The sequence below is a fragment of the Hymenobacter sp. UYP22 genome (assembly GCF_040547285.1).
GTDB lineage: Bacteria > Bacteroidota > Bacteroidia > Cytophagales > Hymenobacteraceae > Hymenobacter.
This window is the reverse complement of the sequence record NZ_JBEPPK010000008.1, coordinates 96,470-117,106: the sequence shown is the minus strand read 5'-3', so window position 1 is coordinate 117,106 and position 20,637 is coordinate 96,470. Positions and strand designations below refer to the sequence as shown.

At 60.6% G+C, this 20,637-nt stretch carries 13 protein-coding genes; 7 read left to right on the top strand and 6 right to left on the bottom strand.

Features of this window, described 5'->3' with window-relative positions:
* Positions 1-69 precede the first annotated feature (69 nt).
* Positions 70-510 (bottom strand): peptide-methionine (R)-S-oxide reductase MsrB, encoded by a 441-nt coding sequence (gene msrB / locus ABIB60_RS14210; RefSeq protein WP_354580769.1) that lies wholly within the window; start codon positions 508-510, stop codon positions 70-72.
* A gap of 91 nt (positions 511-601) precedes the next feature.
* On the opposite strand from msrB, the gene ABIB60_RS14205 reads away from it, so the two are divergent.
* Positions 602-994 carry an STAS/SEC14 domain-containing protein gene (locus ABIB60_RS14205; RefSeq protein ID WP_315996700.1) on the top strand — a complete coding sequence of 131 codons (393 nt, stop codon included), beginning with the start codon at positions 602-604 and terminating at the stop codon, positions 992-994.
* A 100-nt stretch (positions 995-1,094) separates the two neighbouring features.
* Here ABIB60_RS14205 and ABIB60_RS14200 read toward each other — a convergent pair whose 3' ends face one another.
* On the bottom strand, positions 1,095-2,702 hold the full coding sequence (locus ABIB60_RS14200) for a protein adenylyltransferase SelO (protein WP_354580767.1): 1,608 nt from the start codon (positions 2,700-2,702) through the stop codon (positions 1,095-1,097).
* Between the two features lie 320 nt (positions 2,703-3,022).
* Between ABIB60_RS14200 and ABIB60_RS14195 the strand changes: the two genes are divergently transcribed.
* On the top strand, positions 3,023-3,868 hold the full coding sequence (locus tag ABIB60_RS14195) for a universal stress protein (RefSeq protein ID WP_354580765.1): 846 nt from the start codon (positions 3,023-3,025) through the stop codon (positions 3,866-3,868).
* Between the two features lie 16 nt (positions 3,869-3,884).
* On the opposite strand, the gene ABIB60_RS14190 is transcribed toward ABIB60_RS14195, so the two are convergent.
* Entirely contained in the window at positions 3,885-5,156 is a 1,272-nt protein-coding gene (locus ABIB60_RS14190; protein WP_354580763.1) for a hypothetical protein, read from the bottom strand.
* A gap of 377 nt (positions 5,157-5,533) precedes the next feature.
* On the opposite strand from ABIB60_RS14190, the gene ABIB60_RS14185 reads away from it, so the two are divergent.
* The 4 genes from ABIB60_RS14185 to ABIB60_RS14170 all read left to right on the top strand — a co-directional run bounded on the left by ABIB60_RS14185 (position 5,534) and on the right by ABIB60_RS14170 (position 11,976).
* Positions 5,534-7,072, top strand: coding sequence for a SulP family inorganic anion transporter (locus tag ABIB60_RS14185; RefSeq protein WP_354580761.1), 1,539 nt, complete (start codon positions 5,534-5,536; stop codon positions 7,070-7,072).
* A 339-nt stretch (positions 7,073-7,411) separates the two neighbouring features.
* A complete protein-coding gene (locus tag ABIB60_RS14180) occupies positions 7,412-8,449 on the top strand; it encodes a 2Fe-2S iron-sulfur cluster-binding protein (protein WP_354580759.1) in 1,038 nt (345 codons plus the stop codon).
* A gap of 10 nt (positions 8,450-8,459) precedes the next feature.
* On the top strand, positions 8,460-9,497 hold the full coding sequence (locus ABIB60_RS14175; protein ID WP_354580757.1) for an FAD binding domain-containing protein: 1,038 nt from the start codon (positions 8,460-8,462) through the stop codon (positions 9,495-9,497).
* A gap of 226 nt (positions 9,498-9,723) precedes the next feature.
* Positions 9,724-11,976, top strand: coding sequence for a xanthine dehydrogenase family protein molybdopterin-binding subunit (locus tag ABIB60_RS14170; RefSeq protein ID WP_354580756.1), 2,253 nt, complete (start codon positions 9,724-9,726; stop codon positions 11,974-11,976).
* A gap of 252 nt (positions 11,977-12,228) precedes the next feature.
* Here ABIB60_RS14170 and ABIB60_RS14165 read toward each other — a convergent pair whose 3' ends face one another.
* The 3 genes from ABIB60_RS14165 to ABIB60_RS14155 form a co-directional block, all read right to left on the bottom strand.
* Entirely contained in the window at positions 12,229-14,028 is a 1,800-nt protein-coding gene (locus tag ABIB60_RS14165) for a M61 family metallopeptidase (protein WP_354580754.1), read from the bottom strand.
* A 99-nt stretch (positions 14,029-14,127) separates the two neighbouring features.
* Entirely contained in the window at positions 14,128-16,332 is a 2,205-nt protein-coding gene (locus ABIB60_RS14160; RefSeq protein ID WP_354580752.1) for a T9SS type A sorting domain-containing protein, read from the bottom strand.
* A 262-nt stretch (positions 16,333-16,594) separates the two neighbouring features.
* Positions 16,595-17,938: a glycoside hydrolase family 2 TIM barrel-domain containing protein gene (locus tag ABIB60_RS14155; protein ID WP_354580750.1), complete on the bottom strand. Its 1,344-nt coding sequence runs from the start codon at positions 17,936-17,938 to the stop codon at positions 16,595-16,597.
* 254 nt (positions 17,939-18,192) lie between these two features.
* Between ABIB60_RS14155 and ABIB60_RS14150 the strand changes: the two genes are divergently transcribed.
* A complete protein-coding gene (locus ABIB60_RS14150) occupies positions 18,193-20,583 on the top strand; it encodes a glycosyltransferase (RefSeq protein ID WP_354580749.1) in 2,391 nt (796 codons plus the stop codon).
* The last annotated feature ends 54 nt before the right edge of the window (positions 20,584-20,637 follow it).

Sequence of the window (20,637 nt, the reverse complement as noted above, 5' to 3'; positions counted from 1 at the left end):
GCCGAAGCTAGCTGATGGCTTGGCGGTTAGGCGCCCAATATTCTGCCGGAGGCCAGGTGCTTGAACCCGTTACCTCCGCTCCAGGCTCACGGAGTTGATGCAGTAGCGCAAGCCCGCTGGAGCGGGTCCATCGGGAAAAACGTGGCCGAGGTGGCCCTCACACACATTGCACACGGCCTCCATGCGCTGCATGTGGTGGCTGTCGTCGAAGGCGTAGCGAATGGCGTTGCGGGTGGCGGGCTGGGTGAAGCTGGGCCAGCCGGATATGGCGTGGTACTTGGTGGCCGAATCGAACAGTAGAGTTGCGCAGCCGGCGCAGTGGTAGCAGCCCGGCTCGTAGCTGCGGCAGTAGGCGTTGCGGTAGGGTGGCTCGGTGCTCCGGTTGCGCATCACCGCGTAGCAGTCCACCGACAACAGGCGGCACCACGCAGCCTCCGAGAGCACCACACGACGCGGCGGCTCCGGGTTACCGTATTTTGCGTATGTCAGTACATCAATCCATCGAAGCATTGCCTTGCGTAGGTTTTGCGCTTTTTAGTTTATATTCCGGTAACTATGTCCGCGCGGGTACATCTGCCCAGCCTATTTACCGCCCCAGCATATGGAGCATTTGTACGATACCTCTCCCCTAAGTATTTCCTACGATTTTGCCAATAGCTGGCTGTTTGTGGAGTGGAAGGGCGCACACGATGCTCAATCATCCCGGGCGGGCGGCGAGCTAATTCTGCAGTACCTGCAGCAGTACCCCTGCCGCAAAATGCTCAACGATAACAGCCAAGTGACCAGCGACTGGGAGTTGGGGGCCCGGTGGGTGGGCAGTGAGTACTACCAGCAACTGGCCCGGCAGGGCATCCGGCACGTGGCCTGGGTGTGTCCCCCCTACTGGCCGGCCCGCAAATCCATGGAAACAGCCATGCGCTTCGTTACCATCCCCACCGTGCTCCTCTTCGATGACGTGGCCGCGGCCTACACCTGGCTGCTGCGGCAGGTATGAGTGAGTGGGTGGTTGATGGTTGTTGGGTGTCAGTTGTTGGTTATTCGCGAACGAGCTTCTGCTAACAACCAACAACTGACACCCAACAACTAATATTTCATCAAGAGCTGCACGAAAGGGTGGCGCTGCCCGGTTTGGTACGGGCCCACTCGGGGCGCTTGGCGGCCAGGTCCTCATAGGCGGGGTGTTCCTCGAAGGGAGTTTTCAGCACATGGTAAAGCCGTTCCAGATCCGTCAGGTCGCCGGCCTCCGCGGCCTCAATGGCTAGCTGCGCCAGGTAGTTGCGCAGCACGTATTTAGGATTGACGGCCAGCATACCCGTTCGAATATCCTCGGGGGAGGCAGTTTCCAGTCTCAACCGCTCGGTGTAGCGCTGCAGCCACGCCAGCAGCAGTGTGTGTGGCGCACCCTGAGGGTTGTAGCTCGCCTCCTCAATGAACGCCCGATGGTTAGCCGCGTCACCTTCGGGTGCGGCCAGCAGCTCAGGTACCAAGTGCGACAGGCGCCGGAAAAACAACGTCATATCTACCTCGGAGGCTTCCAGGGCCGTATCCAGCGCTTCAGCCAAAGCCAGGTCGGGGGCGGCATCGGGCTGGGCAGTGAGGCCGAGCTTGCCCAGCATTAGGGCCTGGCGGGTGTGGTTGAAGGTGGCCGCATACGTATCCAGGCCGGGCCGCAGGGCTTCGTTGGGCGCGGTTACCAGCGGGGAAAGGGCCTGGCCCAACTGCATCAGGTTCCAGAGGGCCACCCGGGGCTGCTGACCAAAAGCGTAGCGGTAGGTGCTGAAGTCGGTGGTGTTGGGGGTCCAGCCGGGCTCGTACGGCTCCAGCCAACCGTAGGGGCCGTAGTCGATGGTCAGACCCAAAATGCTCATGTTGTCAGTGTTCATCACCCCGTGCACAAACCCCACCGTCATCCAGTGGGCTATCATCACGGCCGTGCGCCGGCAAATTTCGGTAAACCACTGCTTGTATACTTCCTCCGAGGGCTCACCCAACTCGGGGAAATGGTGGCGAATTACGTAGTCGGCCAGCTGGCGCAGATTATCCAGCTCCTGGTGGGCCAGCAGAATCTGGAAATTGCCGAAGCGCACAAATGAGGGCGCCACCCGGCACACAATGGCGCCAGCTTCGGGGCGGGCATTGCCGTTGTAAAACATGTCGCGCACCACCTCGTCGCCGGTGCTCACCAGGCTCAGGGCCCGGGTGGTGGGTACGCCCAGGTGGTGCATGGCCTCGGAACACAGAAACTCCCGGATAGAGGAGCGCAGCACGGCCCGCCCATCAGCCCGGCGGGAGTAGGGCGTGGGCCCGGCTCCTTTCAACTGCAGCTCCCAGCGGCTGCCGTCGGTGGCCAGCAACTCCCCCAAGGAAATAGCCCGCCCGTCGCCGAGCTGCCCGGCCCAGTTACCAAACTGGTGGCCGCCGTAGCGGGCGGCGTAAGGCTGCATGGTGGTGGCCACGCGGTTCCCGGCCAGCAGCTCCACCGCCGGCCCTTGCTCAGACGGCCGCGCTACACCCAGAAACGCCGCCAACTCTTCTGACCAGGCCAGCAGCCGGGGGGCTTGTACCGGCGTAGGCTGCACCGGCGAGTAGTGGTAGCCGGGCACCTGCCGGGGTACGTTTTCCCGGGAAACATCCCCCTGTAGCTCCTCCACAAAGGAATTGGTGAAGGTAGCCTGCTCGAGCGGTTGGCGTGAAGTTGTCATAGGCGGTTAACGTGCGGCCGGGGGAAATAATGCCGGTCGGCTGCGGGTAGCTACTAGCAAAGCGTTTCGATTGTTTTGGGTTGAGCTTGGAAACTGGCCCGTACTGCCGAGCCTACGCTCAGCGGCAATACACTGTCTATCAACACACTACTCCTGTCTGGTTTTTCCACGTCAGGGCCAGCTTCCCCGCTCCCGAATTGTAATAATTCAATAACGGATAGTTGGTTTTCAGAAACAGAATCAGTATATTTTCCCACGTACTCCCCTGCAGACCATTCAGTTACTGTCCCGTTCAGCATCCATTTTTCAGCTCCCATCCCATGAAAAATCTGCTTGTTCCCACTGATTTCTCTCCGGAAGCCCATTATGCCCTTGAGGCAGCCCTGCAGCTGGCCCACCGCAGCGGGGGCCACATCACGCTGCTGCACGTGGTAGATGCGCCGCCGGCTTCGGGTATTGCTACTTCGGGCGGCATGCTGAGCAGTGATGGCCTCAATAACGTGTACATGCTCAAGCTGCTGCAGGCCACCAAGCGCCGCATGCACGAGTGGATGGCCGAGGCCCGCCAACTAATGCCCGATGTACCAGTGCGCGACCTGGTGCTGACGGCCGAGTTTGAGCCGGCCGTGCTGGAAACCATCCGGGAGCATCACATTGACCTGGTGGTGATGGGAGCCCACGAGCACACTTCCTGGACGCGGTTTTTCCTGGATTCGCACACGGAGCGCATCATGCGGCTGGCACCCTGTCCGGTGCTTACGGTGAAGCATCCGGCCACCGACTTCACAGTGCAGCACCTGGTTTTCGCCTCCGATTTCACGCCCGAGGCCGACCGGGCCGTACCGGGGCTCCGGCAGCTACAGGCCCTGTTCCCGGAGGCCACGCTGCACCTGCTGGATGTGACTCCTTCTGCCGACCGGCACGGCGCGGCCCTGCACTCCATTGAGGACTTCGCCCGCCGCCACCAGCTCACGCATTACGAGGCCGACGTGTTTGATGCCCCCCGGGTGAGTACCGGCATTCCGCGCTTCGCCGAGCAGGCCCACGCCGATTTGGTGGTGATGCTCACCCACGGCCGCTCCGCCCTCAGCCACTTGTTTCAGAGCAGCACTTCCGAGGCCGTGGCCCTGCACGCCCCCCAACCGGTACTAACCATGCACGCCTGAGCCGGTGCGGGTTCTATCAGGACCCGGTATCCGGTACCAGAAGGAGTTGGTTGGCTCCCTGCTGAAGCGTTAAAGCGCGCCGCCAGGGCTTGATCCGACGGATATTCCGCAGGCTGATGGGCTGCCAGGTGGTGCCATTGTCGGCAGTTGCCAGCACCTGGCCGGCTTCACTCAGGAGGTAGCCTTTTCCGGTATTGGCCACGAAAGCCACCTGCCCGAAGCTGCGGGCCTGGGGTAGCGCGTACGGCTGCCAGCGGCCCTGAGTGAAGCGCAGCAGCTGCCGGCTGGGCAGCGGCACGTAGCGTAGCACGCCCTTGGAAAGGCGCACTTTGCGGTTGTCCAGCGTGGCCCATAGCTCACCGGTATCGGCCTGGGCCAGGGAGGTGACTTCCACGGTATCGGGCACATCCAGCAGGCGGTAGGGCGGGCGCAACGACACCGGCAGCTCGTAGATATTACCGGCCGTGGCACTTACTTCATCCGGCGGCAGCGTCGGCATCCGGTCACTACCGAAGATGAACAGCTGTTCACCGGTGGCTGAGAAGCTGAAGCCCCGCACGGCCCGGTGCACCGCCAACCCATACGGACGCGCCGGGACGTTGCGGGCCAGCTCAGGGCTGAAAGTGGAGTCTTGCCCATAAATCCAGACGTCGCCATCGGCGTGCAAGGGGCTGGGGCTCTCGTGGGGGTTGGCATAGGTGCCCACCAGAAAATTGCGGCCGATGGCCGTGAGGGCCGTGACGTAGAAGTTGGACGGAATTTGCCGGGTTTCCCAGCTTGCGCCGCCCGTCTGCGTCAGGGCAATAAAGGATTTCTGGCCTTTGTTGCCCACGTACTGGTGGGTGGAATGTTGCTTGAGCTGGGAGCGGCTGAGCTGGGTAACACCTTCCCAGGCTGGGTCGGGCGTGCGGTATTGCTGCCACCCTCGGCCGCACCCCGCCAGCAGGCCACCCAGCAGTAGCAGGCTCAACAAAGCGGCCCTAAGCTGCTGCCCTACCGATTTACGCAGGAGCAGCACTAGCACCAGCGGCAGCAAAGCCACCACCCCCACACTGCCCTGCTGCACCGGCAGCGCCGCCGGCCGGTAGTTGCCGGCTACGGCCCCGTGCGTGGCATCCAGAAAGTGAAACTGAGTTACCGTGAAACCGGCTGGCGTGGCTACCGGCTCCGCGTGGTTGCCCCGGAATCGGTAAAGTTGCCCGCCGTCCGCCAGCACGTAACCGGAGGAATCGGTAAGAAACTGAAAATCCTGAATCTGCTTGATGGCATCCAGTGTGAATACGCGCATAGTTTTATAGACACAGGATTTTAAGGGAATTTTCAACGGGCTTTTGTCCCTGGTGCAAGGGCCCGGTTTCTGCTCAAAAGTAAGTGCCGTGCCCGGAGGAGTAGCGCGCAGGCCGCGTGGTTGCAGGCCCCGCGCGTGAATTGCGGCCCGAGCCTTAAGCACGTCCGCATTTCGTTGTAATGGTGTATGGTAATGTTGCATGCCTGGGTGGCAGCGGCCGGCTGCGTATCTTTGCTGGGCGTATGTTGCTCTTCCTCTCCCCTTCCTTTCCTGCCAGCACGCCCACTCCACCCTGAGAAATTGGCCCGCTTACCCTTTGCCGCCGCTTCCTGCCCGAAGCGTGCGGCTTTTCTTTTGCCTTTTCCTTAGTGAGTTCGATGAGTACCCTCCCCGCGTATTTTTCCCAGTACCGCGTTAATGCGAAGAACGAAGTGCTGGCCGGCCTAACCACGGCCCTGGCCCTGGTGCCGGAAGTGGTGGCTTTTGCCTTGCTGGCCCATATTAGCCCCTTGGTGGGTATTGGCTCGGCTTTCATCATCTGTCTACTCACCAGTGTATTCGGCGGGCGGCCGGGCATGATTTCCGGGGCGGCCGGCTCGGTGGCCGTGGTCATTGTGGCCCTGGTAGAGCAGCACGGCCCCGAGTACCTGTTTGCCGCCGTGGTCCTGATGGGCCTGATTCAGATGGGCGTGGGGCTGCTGCGCTGGGGCAAGTTTATCCGGCTGGTGCCCCAGCCAGTGGTGTTCGGCTTCGTCAACGGGCTGGCCGTCATCATCTTTATGGCCCAGCTGGAGCAGTTTAAGGTAGCGAGCCCAGGCGGCAAGGAGCACTGGCTCAGCGGCACTCCGCTTCTGCTAATGCTAGGGCTGGTAGCCCTGACCATGGCCATTGTGTACCTGCTGCCCCGCCTCACCAAGGCCATTCCGGCCTCCCTGGCGGCCATTGCCGTGGTGTCGGCCCTGGTTATTCTGGGCGGGCTCGATACCAAATCGGTGGGGGATATTGCTTCCATTGCCGGGGGCCTGCCCCAACCGCACTGGCCCCAAATTCCCTTCACCTGGGATACGCTGGTACTGGTCTTGCCCTACTCCATTATCATGGCGCTGGTGGGCCTCACCGAAAGCCTGCTGACTCTGACCGTAGTAGACGAAATTACCGATACCCGCGGCCAGAGCAATCAGGACTGCATGGCTCAGGGCCTGGCCAACGTGGCCTCGGGCCTTACCGGGGGCATGGGCGGGTGCGCCATGATCGGGCAGACGATGGTGAACCTGGAGTCGCGGGGGCGGGGGCGCCTGTCGGGAGTGGTGGCGGCCCTGGCGCTGGCGCTGTTCGTGGTGGCCGGATCCTCCCTTATTGAGCGGCTGCCGCTGGCAGCGCTGGTGGGGGTAATGTTTACGGTAGTTATCAGCACGTTTGAGTGGGCCAGCCTGCGGATTCTGCGCCGCATGCCCCGTACCGACGTGGTGGTGATGGCCCTGGTAACGCTGGTAACGGCCGTGTCGCAGAACCTGGCGCTGGCGGTGCTGCTGGGCGTGGTGGTGTCGGCCCTGGCCTTTGCCTGGGAAAACGCCCAGCGCATCCGGGCCCGCAAGTATCTGGATGCCAGCGGGGCCAAGCACTATGAGCTGTACGGCCCACTGTTCTTCGGCTCGGTGCAGGCTTTCACCGAGAAGTTCGACCCCGCCGCCGACCCGGCCGAGGTGGTCATTGATTTCCGGGAAAGTCGGGTGGCCGATATGTCGGGCATTGATGCGCTGCACAAGCTCACGGAGCGGTACCAGCGGGCGGGCAAAACCCTGCACCTGCGCCACCTCAGCCCCGACTGCCGCCGCCTGCTGCAAAACGCCGGGGCCCTCATCGAGGTCAATATTCTGGAAGACCCCGAATACGTGGTGGCTACCCCGGAGGGCTAGCCTGCTGCGCGTATGGGTTTCCTACCGCCCCGGTTGACCTGGCAGCCGGGGCGGTGTCTTTTCTCACCTGTTGCTTTTGTAGCACAGTGTGAGCAGATTTTAGTATGCATTGCCACTCCCTGCTCGTGCAGAATTATGCCGCTACCGGAAGCCGGGGCCAAGCACCGGCTTCCGTAAGGAAAGTGGGTTTCATAGGTAACAAGGCATCTTTTAGACTCCTGGCAGCCGGCTTATACCAGCCGGCCTATTACCGAGTTAAGTTACGGCCGCCTGCTTACCTGAACAATGAGGCCACATTACGGGCTGGTTCACGTATGGTAGTATGAACTTGCTCCTACCATGTCTGATCAATTACGGCTCCCGCTCGGCGCATCCGCCCCGAACTGCCTGCTTCCCAACGGCCTTCACTTGCACGATTTGCGCGGCCAGCCCGTGCTGCTGGCTTTCGCCCCCGATGAGTGGAACCCGGCTCAGGCTCACCAAAGCACGATTTTCACCCAACTGCTACGCGAGTTTGACCACGGCAATTTCGCGCCCGACGTTGCAACTTCCTACTGGCACTCATTGAGTTGCCACGAACCAGTGGCGGCACAGTTTGGCGTAGCGGGCCAGCGGGCTTTGGTGCTACTGGATGAGCAGGGCCGGGTGCGCTGGCAGACAACGGTACTCCCCGGGCTGGAACTGCGGGCGGGCCAGGTGCTGGCGGCCCTGGAGGCTCTGCGCCCGGAGGCCGCCGCTACTGAAGTTTCCGCTACTGCCGCCCCGGTACCGGCCGCAGCTAGCGGCTTGTCGCGTCGCACCTTCGTCACGGCTACGCTGGCCGCGGCGGCGTTGCTGATGCTAGTGGGGGTTGCGGAAGCCGCCGAGCCCGTGGTACCTACCGAAACCCAACCGCCCATGCCAGCTCCCAGCGCCGCCACAGTGCCTATTACCCTAACCATCAACGGCGAAACGCACCGCCTGGAGGTGGAGCCCCGCGTGGCCCTGCTGGATGCGCTACGTGAAAACCTGCACCTGACCGGTACCAAAAAGGGCTGCGACCATGGGCAGTGCGGAGCCTGTACCGTGCACCTTGACGGGCAAAGCGCCTTGTCCTGCCTCACGCTAGCCGTGATGAGCGAGGGCCGAAAAATTACTACCATTGAAGGGCTGGCTCAGGGCGAAAGGCTGCACCCCATGCAGGCCGCTTTTGTAAAGCACGACGCCTTCCAGTGCGGCTACTGCACCCCGGGGCAGATTATGGCGGCCACCGCGCTGGTGCAGGACAAACAGCGCCGCTCGGCCGCCGAAATTCGGGAGGCTATGAGCGGCAACCTGTGCCGGTGCGCGGCCTACCCCAACATCATTACCGCCATTCAGGGAACTCAAACCGCCTAGCCGCTACCCTATGCACCCCTTTACCTACCAGCGGGCCACCACGCCCGCCCAGGCCGTAGCGGCCGTAGCTCCGGCCCCCGGCGCGGCCTTCATAGCCGGCGGCACCTCCCAACTCGATTTGATGAAGGAAGACGTGGCGCGCCCCAACCTCTTGGTGGATGTGACCCAACTGCCCCTCAACACCATTAGTGCCCTGAATGGCGGACTACGGCTGGGCGCGGGCGTATCCAACACGGCGGCGGCCCTGCACCCCGAAGTGCTGGCCCGCTACCCGGCCGTGAGCGAGGCCCTGCTGGCGGGAGCTTCCACCCAGATTCGAAACATGGCCAGCCTGGGCGGTAACCCCTTGCAGCGCACCCGCTGCCCCTACTTCCGCGACCCGGCCCAGGCCTGCAACAAGCGGGAGCCGGGCACGGGCTGCGCCGCGCTGCAGGGCATCAACAAGGTGCACGCCCTGTTTGGGGCCTCGGCCGCCTGCGTGGCCACTCACCCCAGCGACTTAGCCGTGGCCCTGGCCGCCCTCGACGCCCAGGTGCAGGTTACCGGTCCCAGCGGTAGCCGTACCATTGCTTTCCCTGACCTGCACCGCCTGCCCGGCGACACGCCCCAGCACGATACCACCCTGGCCCACGGCGAGCTGATTACCAGTATCGACCTGTCCGATTTCAACGGCCGCTCCCATTACCTGAAGGTGCGCGAGCGGGCTTCATACGCTTTTGCGCTGGTTTCGTGCGCGGTAGCGCTGGAAATGGATGGCAAGAAAATCCGGCGGGCACGGGTGGCGCTGGGCGGCGTGGCCCACAAGCCCTGGCGGGTGCCCGCAACCGAGGCGCTATTGGCTGGCAAAAAGCCCTCAGAAAAGCTGTTCCAAGCCGCCGCCAAAGCGGCTTTTGCCGACGCCCAGCCCCTGGAGCATAATGCCTACAAGATTCCGATGGGCCGCAACCTGCTGGTGCGGGCGTTGCTGGAAACCAGCGGCCTGCAGCCCCTGCAGGGTCCGGCTGGCACGGCCTTCGCCGCCAGCGTAGGCGGCATGGGCGGCGAATAGCTATGGGTGGCTAGCGAATGACTTTCATCTCAAGCAACTGGAAAATATACATCGACAATAAAGCTATGGAGGTTTCCTGAACGGTGTAGAGACGCATACTTGCGTCTCGTCGTTGAACAGCACACGGCGCGGACGACGAGACGCAAGTATGCGTCTCGTCGTCCGCGGCTACATCGTTCGTGAATCGGCTACAACAGCCAACCGCACTAGCTAACAGCTCAATAAAATGGTAGAAGCAACCGGAAAACCGCTCGACCGAGTAGATGGGCGGCTGAAAGTAATGGGGGCGGCGCGCTTTAGCGCCGAGTGGGACGTGCCGGGCCTCGCCTACGGAGCCGTGGTGAGCAGCAGTGTAGCTCACGGCACGGTGCGCGCCATTGATAGTGCGGCAGCCTTGCGGGCCCCCGGCGTGCTGGCCGTACTTACCCACGAAAATGCGCCCCGCCTTCAGCCCATGCCCGAAAAGGTGAATGGCTCCTTGTTTCGGGGGGAGGGTGGCATTACGGAAACCCGCCAGCCTTTGCAGAACGCCACCGTGGAATACGCCGGCCAGCCCCTGGCCGTGGTGGTGGCCGATACGCTGGAGCGGGCCCGCCACGCCGCCAGCCTGGTGCGCGTGACCTACGATGCGCGCCCAGCCGAGCTGAAAATGGACACCTCCACCCGCCGCACCCTGCCCGAAACCTTTACCGGCAACAAAGAGGAGAAGCTGCAGGTAACTGTGGGCGACCCGAAAACGGCCCTGGCCGCCGCCCCGGTCAAGCTGACGCAGGTGTACGAATCGGGCATCACCCACCACAACCCCATTGAGCAGCTGGCTAGCATTGCTCGATGGGAAACGCGCAACGGAGCTGAGTTCCTGACACTCTACGACACCACCCGCGGCGTGGAAAACCTGCAGGAAGTGGTATCCAGTTCGCTGAGCCTGCCCAAGAACAACGTGCACGTTATCTGCCCCTTTATTGGCGGCGCGTTCGGCTCGAAAGGCTGGCTGTTTGCCCCGCCCCTGCTCACTGCCATGGCCGCACGGGTGGTGAAACGGCCGGTAAAAATAGAGTGGCGGCGGCAGGATATGTTTGCCGTGGCCGGGCAGCGCGCCGCCACCCGCCAAACCCTCAGCCTCGGCGCCACCCCCGACGGCAAGCTCACCGCCCTGCAACACGATACCCAAACCCATTCTTCCCAGTCAAGCGGCTTTACCGAGCCCTGCGCCAGGGTTTCCCGCATGATGTACGCGGTGCCCAATCTGGGTTTCGTGCACCAGCTTAATCACCTGCACCTACCTTCGCCCTGCCCCATGCGCGGCCCCGGCGAAACCGTGGGCGGCTGGGCCCTGGAGTGCGCCATAGATGAGCTGGCCGCCGAACTGAACCTGGACCCCGTGGAACTGCGCCTGTGCAACTACGCCGAGAAAAACCCCGAAACCGGCAAGCCCTGGAGCAGCAAGCACCTGCGCGAGTGCTACGCCCGCGGCCAGGAGCTCATTGGCTGGAGCAAGCGCAACCCCAAGCCCCGCTCCATGCGCGAGGGCAACAGCCTCATTGGCTACGGCATGGCTACCACCATGTACCCCGCCGCCCGCCGCCCCGGCGAGGCCAAGGCCACCCTATTTGCCGATGGCCGCGCCTTGGTGCAAAGCGCCACCCACGAAATGGGCAACGGGGCCTACACCATCTTCCGCCAAATCAGTGCCGACGGGTTGGGGCTGCCGGTGGAGCAGGTGCGCTTCGAACTGGGCGACTCCACGCTGCCGGCCGCCCCTACCAGCGGCGGCTCGGCCACTACGGCTACCATTGGGCCGGCCTCTTTGGCCGCCTGCCGCAATGTGCTGGCCGCCCTCAAGCAGTTGGCTATCCGGGATGCAAAGTCACCGCTGTACGGGGCTACCGAGGATGCACTGGAGGCCCGCGACGGGCGGCTGGTGCGCAAGGACAATCCCACTCAGGGCGAGGATTACGGGGCCATTCTGCGCCGGGCCAAGCTACCTTCTTTGGAGGCTACTGGTGAGGCTAAACCGGGTGAGGAGCGGGAGAAATACTCGTTTTACTCGTTCGGGGCAATATTTGTGAAGGTGCGAGTGGATGAATTGACCGGCACCGTGCGGGTGGATAAGCTGTGCGCGGTGCTGGACGTGGGCCGCCTGATGAATCCCAAAACGGCCCACTCTCAGATTATCGGGGGCGTGTCTATGGGCCTGGGCGCGGCTCTCATGGAGGAAACCCAGTACGACCCGCGCAACGGCCGCGCCGTAGTCCGCAACCTAGCCGACTACCACGTGCCCAGCATGGCCGATACTCCCAACATTCAGGTGGAGTGGCTGAATATTCCTGACCCGCACATCAGTGAGCTGGGGGCCCGGGGCATTGGTGAGATTGGCTGCGTGGGCACGCCCGCGGCTATTACCAACGCCGTGTACCACGCCACCGGCCGCCGCTTCCGCTCGTTGCCTCTCACTCCGGATAAACTCGTGCAAGGGTAGTCTTGCACTACTTACAGCAAAAAAGTCAGCCCCGGCCCTCAATCATGAGGGCCGGGGCTGACTTTGTATGATGCTGCTGTTTAGAAATTACTGGAACGTCCTGCAGAGCCGGCGGCGAAGCATCTGGCGTGCTGACGTCTGAATAGGTTGGTATACGTCAGCACGCCAGATGCTTCGCCGCCGGCTCTGCAGGACGACCTATTGATTTTTACGACTTTCTACATTACTTCAATCCTCCAGTTTGCGAAAGACTTACAGGTTTTTCATCCAGGTTTCCCGCAGGGCCAGCTGAGCCGGCGTGGCGTTGGGGTTTTGAGCGAATACGTAGCGTTGTACTTCCTCGGTGCTGCCCAGCTTCACGCGCACGGTTTGCTCTTGGCCGTTGCGGATGATGGTCAGCGGCAGCTCGGAACCGGGGGCGCGGCTACCGGCCCGGCGTAGGCCGGTGAAGTCGTTGCGCACCCCATCCACAGCTACCAGCTGGTCACCTACCTGGACGCCGGCGGCCTGCAAGGGGCCACCCACGCGGGTGAAGTACACGTTGGTTTCCCGCGGTGCCAGGCCCACTGGGCCCAGCGTAGCTACCTGTTTGCCGGTGTGTACAATAGGCTGGTAGCTGACGCCTACCTTGGCGTAATACTCGGCCAAAGGCAGCGGCTCGGCGCCCTGCACGTAGCGCTTGAAGAAGTCCCCGATTTCGGGGTAGGTGAGCTTGGTGAAGTCTTCGAAGAAGGTTTTCTCGCTGAAGGGCTTGTTGGGGCCGTACTGCTTGGCCAGTTGCAGCAGCACGTCGCGCAGGCCACGCTTGCCGCCGCTCAGCTCCAGCAGGCGCAAATCGAGCAGGCCGGCGGTGAGGGCCCCGCGCTGGTAGATGTTGCCGTACTGGCGCTGCCCCTCATCCGAAAACGAGTTTAGGCCCAGGCGGCTCAGGCTGTAGGTGGTGTCGGAGCGGGTGCGGTCATACTGCACTTTATCGTGTAGCATGCTCAGGTAATCGTCCAGGGGCACCAGGCCGCCGCGCAGCTGCATCATATGGGAGGCCCACTCGGTGGTGCCCTCGTACAGCCACAAATGCTCGGAGCCGGTGGGTTGCACGAAGTTGAACTGCTCAATCACCTCGGAGTGAATGTTGAGCGGGGTCATCACGTGGAAGAACTCGTGGGCCGCAATGTCCACCACGCCCTGCGCCGACTCGGGCGTGAGCGGCTGCTCGGGCAGCACGTACTCGGAGCTGTAGGAGTGCTCCCAGGCCCCGGCCGAGCGGTCGGCGAAGTGGTAGAGGAAGGCGTAGCGGTTCACGGGCAGCTGGCCGCCGAAAAAGCTCTGCGCGGCCGTCAGCATCTTTTGCATATAGCCCAGTAGGGGCTCAGCCTGCACCTTATCGGTGGCTGAGTAGCAGTAGAGCGCCACGTCGGCGTTGCCCAGCTTGGTACTGGCTTCGGTGAGGCGGCCCAGCAGAATGGGTGAGTCCACGGCGTGGTCATAGCTCTGCAGGTGGTAGTAGCCTTCCTTATCGGCCTGCAGCACCGAGCCGGCTTTCCAGCCGCTGGGGTACTGCAGCTTCAGGCGCAGGGGCTTGGCCTGCATGCCCTGGGGGAAGCCCAGCAGCGTCTGGCCGTTCAGCAGGGCGTGGTCCAGCTCCAGGGAGGAGCCGCACATGCGGTAGATGTTGTGCTCCTTGACCGGGGTATCCCAGGTTTCAGCAATGGTGTAGCGAATTTCCCGGGTTTTTTCGGGCTGGCTGAGCTGCCACTGGTTGGTGTTCAGCTGCTTCACCTCCAGGGCCTTTCCCTCGTCATCGAAAGCCTGGAAGTTGCTCACGAAGCGGCCCATGTCCATCACCTGGTAGGTGCCGGGGGCGGTGGCCGCAAACTGGTAGATAGCCTGGTCTTTTTTGAGCTTGGGCAGCTCCAGCTTCACCTGAAAGGCATTGCTGTTGGTGGCCGGGTCCATGCTCACGGTGTAAGTCAGCTCACGGGGGGCTTTGGCCAGCGCCGGAGCAGCCAGGGCGGTCAGCAAGCCCAGGGCAGCCGAGCGGAATAAGAAAGGCATTGAGAAAAAATGAAGTTGGTAGTAGCCCACAGACGCAGCTTCGCCGTCAGCCGTTGCCTCTACTGCATTATCTCCCCACAAGCGTAGGTTCTGCCCGCGCTATTGCCGGAGCAGCCTGGTAACGGTGCGCTGGCTACCCTGCTGCACCGAAAGCACGTACAGCCCCTGGGGCAGCTGGCTTACTTCAGGCAACACTATCGAACTAGCTCCTTTTGCCAGCTGCAGCTTGCGCACTACGTGCGTATGGCCCAGGGCATCTGTACACAGTAGCGTTACCAAGCCGGCCTCGGGGCAGTACAGCTGCAAGCTCACTTCCCCCTGCGCTGGGTTAGGCCATGCCTGCATTGCCAAACCAGAGGCCGGTGTACTCAGGGCCGCCAGCGTTAGAACAGACGAGTACGAGGTTTTGCCGTTTGCGTCCACCTGCTTCAGCCGATAATACACTACTGCCACCTGGTAACGGCCCAAACTCTCCGACCAGGAATACGCCGTTTGCTGGGTGGTAGTGCCGCGGCCCTGTACCCGGCCTACCGTCTGGAAAGCGTGGCCATCAGAACTGGATTGGATTTCAAAGTACGCGTTCTGAGTTTCAGTGGCCGTTGCCCAACGCAGCACTGCGCTACCGGCCTGTCGCTCCGCCGTAAAACTAACCAGCTCTACCGGCAAGGGAGTGGCTTCTTTTTCAGCAGCGCCCGGGTTGCCGGCGGCTCCCGCCGCAGTTGGGGTTCTGGCGCCAAAGAAGTCCCGGTCGCCGGGCTGCAGCCCGAACTCAGTGGCCAAGTTCAGCCCCTGCCCAATCAGCGCCGAGGTAGTTTGCAGCTTGTAGGCGTTCCAGGAAGGCTGCAGGCGGCTACTCACTTTATTATCCATGGTGCCGCCGCCGCCGGGACTCACAAACGCCGGATTCTGGGCCAGGCCTGCCACTCGGCTGCCTACCATTTCCTGCTGGGTGGCCGTGCGCCAAGCTGCCAGTTCAGTGTACATTGCTCCTCCCCACCGGATTTGCAGCGGTACCCCGGAGCCCCAGTAGCAGTTGCCCTGCAGCCGCACGTTTCCGGTGGCAACCACGCTAACCTGCGGCAGCCCGCTCGTGGTCTGAAAAATGTTGTTGCGAACCTCAATCTGGTTGACTCCGTTGCTGGATACATAGAAAGCCTTGGCCTCCGTGCCATCGGTAGCTGGCGTCAGGTACACGGTATTGTTGTGAATAGAAGCCCGCTGGATTCCGCCATTGGCCCCCGATGACCAGAGCATAATAGCTCCCTGCCCGTAGCGGCGGGCATCATTCTCACTGATGTTGTAGCGAATCGTCAGGTCGTGCATGGGTGGGGCCCCGTCGAACTGGGCCAGCAGGTAGCCGGCGCCGTCGTTGTCGTGGGAGTAATTGTACTGCAGCACGGAATTGGTGCAGCCTCCATCCAAGTCGAAGCCGCCCCCATCGTGGGCCAGCCCCGAGCGGTTGTGGTGCGATTCGCAATCCTGAATAACCAAGTTATTGCACAGCCAGCCCCAGATACCCACCGGCCCGCCGCCCGGGTTGCTGTTCAGCCAGCCATTATTGTACGCCTCGCAATGCTCAACCAGCGCTCCATCAATACCCGCCAGCACAATGCCGTTACCCGTATGGGTGGTAGTCACATCTTGGCGGCCCGCGTTGTTATACGCTTCGCAGTTTGTCACCACCCAGTTCCGATGGCTTAGCTGCGGATAGAACGAGTAAGAGGACAGTCCCGCCTCTCCATTATCGTGCACCCGGCAGCTATTGATGCGCACATCATCGTAACCGCTACCGGCGCTGGCGCTACCCAAAATGATACCCGATTTCAGGTAGCCGCTTACTTCCAGGCTATCCAACACCAGGTGCTCCAGCCGCTCATTTGCCAGGTCAGTGGTGAAGATGACGCCGGAGTTGTTGGTAGTTAGCCGCCCGGAGCCCACAAAACGCAGCCGCCGTAGTTCCACGCCGCCAGTATTCGGCGCCCAAAACCCGTAGTTGTTGCCGCTGCTGATGGTAGCGGCAGACGGGCCGTAAGAGCTAAACACGATAGGCCGGGCCGCAGTACCCCGGTTTTGCAGCCAGATGGAGCCCACGAACGTAGTCCCTCCTTCAAACATAATTTTATCGCCGGGCTGAAACTGCGCCGCGTTTACCCGCTCAATACTGCGCCACGCCGAAGCCACCGTGGTACCCGGTGCCGAATCGTTGCCAGCCGCACTGATATAGTACGTTGTGGCAAAAGCCACCGGAGCCAACAACAACGACCCTACAAATCCAACCAAAAATAGTACAAGTTTCAATTTCATGCAGCACGTTTCTTTTTCGCACTGCAATACTACTGACAGTTAGTAAATATAAAAATATAAATGTTTTATAAAGAAATATAATCCCTTACAGGGCTTATTTGCCAGGAACAGTGCTAGTTGGCAAAACAATGACTTCTAGACTACTCCAATCCATTACCCATTATTATCAACAGAAAAGTCATAAAACAGCTACTCATAGTCATAACCATATAAGTTGGCTTTTAACAAGATATTGCTTTGCCTAAATAGCTAGAATGCAGCCTTATTCCGCATTTTGCACGAAAAATGGCACATTAGCCGTGGCCACACTGCCTTTTCCATCAAACACACTCACGGTCAACCGGTAAGCTCCGGGCTTTGCTGGCGTACGTACCACGGCCCTGCCCCCGCCTGTGTTGTGAATGTTAGTATCATAGACAGAGGATGTAATATCCGTAGCGGGCTTAAGTATGCGGTCTTCAGTTAACACCCACTCAAACCGGAGCAAATCATTTTCAGGATCAGAGGCAGATACTTCGGCGAGGTATTCAGTATCAGGTAGCAGGCTCTGTTCTTTTATGAGCAGATAATCTGCGAAAGACAACTCCCTTATTTGTGGCGTTAGATTAGTGGGTTTATGGTTTGACCAGAGCTCCTGCATGATGTCCACAGTAGCCGTTTTCTCACCGTTAGGTGAAAATAGGCTATACCAAGTATCGGTGTATTCAAACTTGTTTCCCCAGTAGAAAACGTAGGAACCCATGCAGACACTTGGATTACCCAATATCGCCTGTATGTAACGCTCCTTGGTAAAATTCGCTTTTTCCGTACTGCTTTGCTCAGCCGCGGCACCCCATCTCCTCTTCGGCGACTCCCAATAGCCCCGAGCTCCAAACTCCGTCACGATGTAAGGGCCCTTCCAGCCTCTTTCTTGTAGTCGATCAACCAACGTAGGCAATTCACCAAACGAATTTATGCTAACGAAGTCTAAATCAGGACATAGATGCTTAATGTGTTTAACGTTAGGGAGCGAATTATCCAGGGTAGTGGTTACCGGATGAAATGGATCTAGCTGATGGATCATTTCCGCTATATCGTTGATACTCATGTATAAATGAGGATTATCAGACGAAAAGTCCACCTCGTTACCTATATCCCAGGCCAGCAGTGCGGGGTGGTAGCGGTAGCGCAGCACCTGTTGGCGAATTCGCTCCTTTTGCTGCGCCACTTGCTTGTTGTCGTAGTAGTCGAACTGCTTTGACTCGTGTTCCATCCACAGGCCCAGCAGCACGGTGAGGCCCTGCCGCTGGGCCTCGTTCAGGCGGTCATCGGCGTAGTCTGCCGACCAGAGCCGCACTGAGTTGGCCCCGGCCGCCCGGAGCTGATCGTAGTGCTGAAGCCCGGCCGCTCCTTTAACAAAGTACGGCCGGCCATTGCGCTGCAACTCAAACCCCTTGGCAGTACGCACTACCCGCACTGGGATTACCCCAGCGGGCACAACCCCAGGCGCATCCTGCTGCGCATGAGCAGCTTGCCGCCATGTGTGAGCCGCCACTCCCCCTAACAGTACAGCTAGCAAGGCGAGGCAATAGGGCGCGGCAGAGGCAACAATTGAATGTTTGAACATTAACCAGAAATAATAAAATACAACCAATACAGGATTGAAAAATATATTATATTTACCAAAAAAGTTTAATTTAAAATTAAAATGTGCCTATAAATAGAACTTTACGTATGTCTAACTCCTTGTTGTCGTCGTTGTGCGCCTGATTTATCCTGATTGGTATGAAGAGAAGATTTGTAGCGGAAGCACTACCCGTATCACCCAGTGCAGACAGAGCACGTTCTGGCAAGGCAGCCCCTGTTTCTTCCAACCCTGGCTTGGTTGTAAAGCAGGCCGCTGGAGTAGCGCAAATGCGGCTGCTGGTGGTTCTGGGGCTTGTCAGTCTCGCGTACTTCGTCGTCTGGTTTTCTACCGCCGATCCTATTGGCTACGCTCCCCTGTTCTGGCTACTCACTATTTCACTGGGCTTTAAGCTGTTGCGCGCCTTGCACGAGTGGTACCACTACGTGAGTGTCACGGAGCCAGTACCGCCAGCGGGGCAGTTGCCCTTATTCAGCGTAGATATATTGACTACTGCCTGCCCCGGTGAGCCGCACGCCATGATTGTGCACACGCTGGAGGCCATGCAGGCCATTACGTACCCGCACACCAGCTACCTCTGCGACGAAGGCGACGACCCCTATCTGCGGGCCGCATGCGAGCGGCTGGGCGTGGTGCACGTTACGCGCAAGCTAAAAGTTGACGCCAAAGCCGGCAACATCAACAACGCCCTCCGCCAGGCCACCGGGGAGTTGTGCGTAGTGCTGGACCCCGACCATGTGCCCGCGCCTGATTTTCTGGACCACGTAGTGCCGTATTTCACCAACTCCCAGGTGGGTTACGTGCAGGTAGTGCAGGCCTACGGCAATCAAGATGACAGCCTGGTGGCCCTGGGAGCAGCCGAGCAGACGTACCATTTCTACGGCCCCTTGATGATGGGCATGAATACGTACAACACTACCCAAGCTATAGGGGCCAACTGCACCTTCCGCCGGGCGGCCCTGAACTCCATTGGGGGGCACGCGGCGGGCCTCACCGAGGATATGCACACGGCCATGCGCCTGCACGCCGCCGGCTGGCAGTCGGTGTATGTGCCGCGGGTACTGAGCCGGGGGTTGGTGCCATCCACTTTGGGCGCTTTTTACGCCCAGCAGCTTAAGTGGGCCCGGGGGGCGTTTGAGCTATTATTTACCGTGTTTCCGCACCTGGTAAGCCGGTTTAGCTGGCGCCAGCGGCTGCATTACCTCACGCTGCCACTATACTTCCTCTCAGGCCTGGTCACCCTCATCGACCTGGCTGTTCCCATTGCTTCCCTGGTGCTATCGGTGTATCCCTGGCATATTTCCCTGCCCGATTTTGCCTTGCATCTCGCTCCCTTGCTGGGAATTAGTTTGCTGATCCGACTTAAAGCCCAGCAATGGCTACGTGAGCCGCACGAAGCGGGTCTGCACCTGGCCGGGGGCATTTTGCGGGTGGGCTCCTGGTGGATTTACCTGCTGGGCTTGGTGTACACTGTGTTGCGGGTACGGGTGCCCTACATTCCAACACCTAAAGAGGGCAATACCCGTAATGAGTGGCGTATCTCGGTGCCCAATATCCTGGCTGTTATGCTGTGTGCCGCTGCGGTTAAGTACGCCGGGTACGTCGACTGGAGTCCCTATTCGCGGCTGATGGCTTTCCTGGCGACCTGCAATGCGGCCATCTTGACGCTGGCCGTGGGCATGGGCCAGCATACCTGGGTGCGTACTCTGGTAGCCGATTTTCAGGAACGCCCCCTTGCCGATTTGATGCAAGCTGGCCGCCGCGTAGTAGCCGGTGCCACCACCCAAGCCCAAACTCTTGGGGCGGCCTTGGCCATGAGCAGCCTGCTCATGGTGGGCGGCATAGATGTAACCGCCTACGCAGTCAGAGAGTCGGGCGAATTTGCTTCGGCGGCCTGGTTGCTGGACGGGGGTACCAAACTGCGGCTGGGTGTTCAACAGAGCTATCCTTCGTTGGTACTGCCGGTAAAATTGTCCCCGTTTTCTACTTACTCCGCTCTGCCCAGCCAAGCCCCCGATGTAGTGGGGTTGCCCCTACTGGGTAAGGTACCGCTGGAAACTATAACAGCCCTGCAACGCCAGGGGGTTACCCCTTTGCTCAATTGGACGGTGCCTTCCTCCGCCGCTGATTGGCAGCCGATGATATCCGCCCTGAGCGAGTTGAAAAAGCCCGTTTTGCTTCGTCCTGTTCTTTCCAGCAGTTCTCCTGCCACCTTCCGGCAGGACTGGAAAGCACTGGTACAGAAGTTTCGGGCGGCCGGGCTTAACCATGTGGTATGGGTCTGGACTCCTCCCCGCGCCGCTGCCCTGCCCGCCTATTTTCCCGGGGAAGAGTGCGTTGATTGGGTAGCGGCTCCCTACGCCGGGGGTACCGACGAGGAAGAAGCCCATGCTCCCTCTTACGCCGCGTACCGCCACCAATTTGCCACCTGCATTGCGCTGCATCAAAAGCCCGTTATGCTGTTATCGACGGCGGCTTCTCCCAGCAATAACCAGTTAGCGCGCCAGATCCGACAGCGGTACCCTGAGGTGAAAGCCATTATTTTTCAACCACGGAGCCGAGCCAGAAGCATCCCTCTTCTCACTAGCCGAAAGCAGTACACGCAGGTAGCCCTCAACAGCAACTAAGCTGAGCGAATAGGAAAAGCCGGGGCCCGCACGCAAAACCTAGTGTGAGGGCCC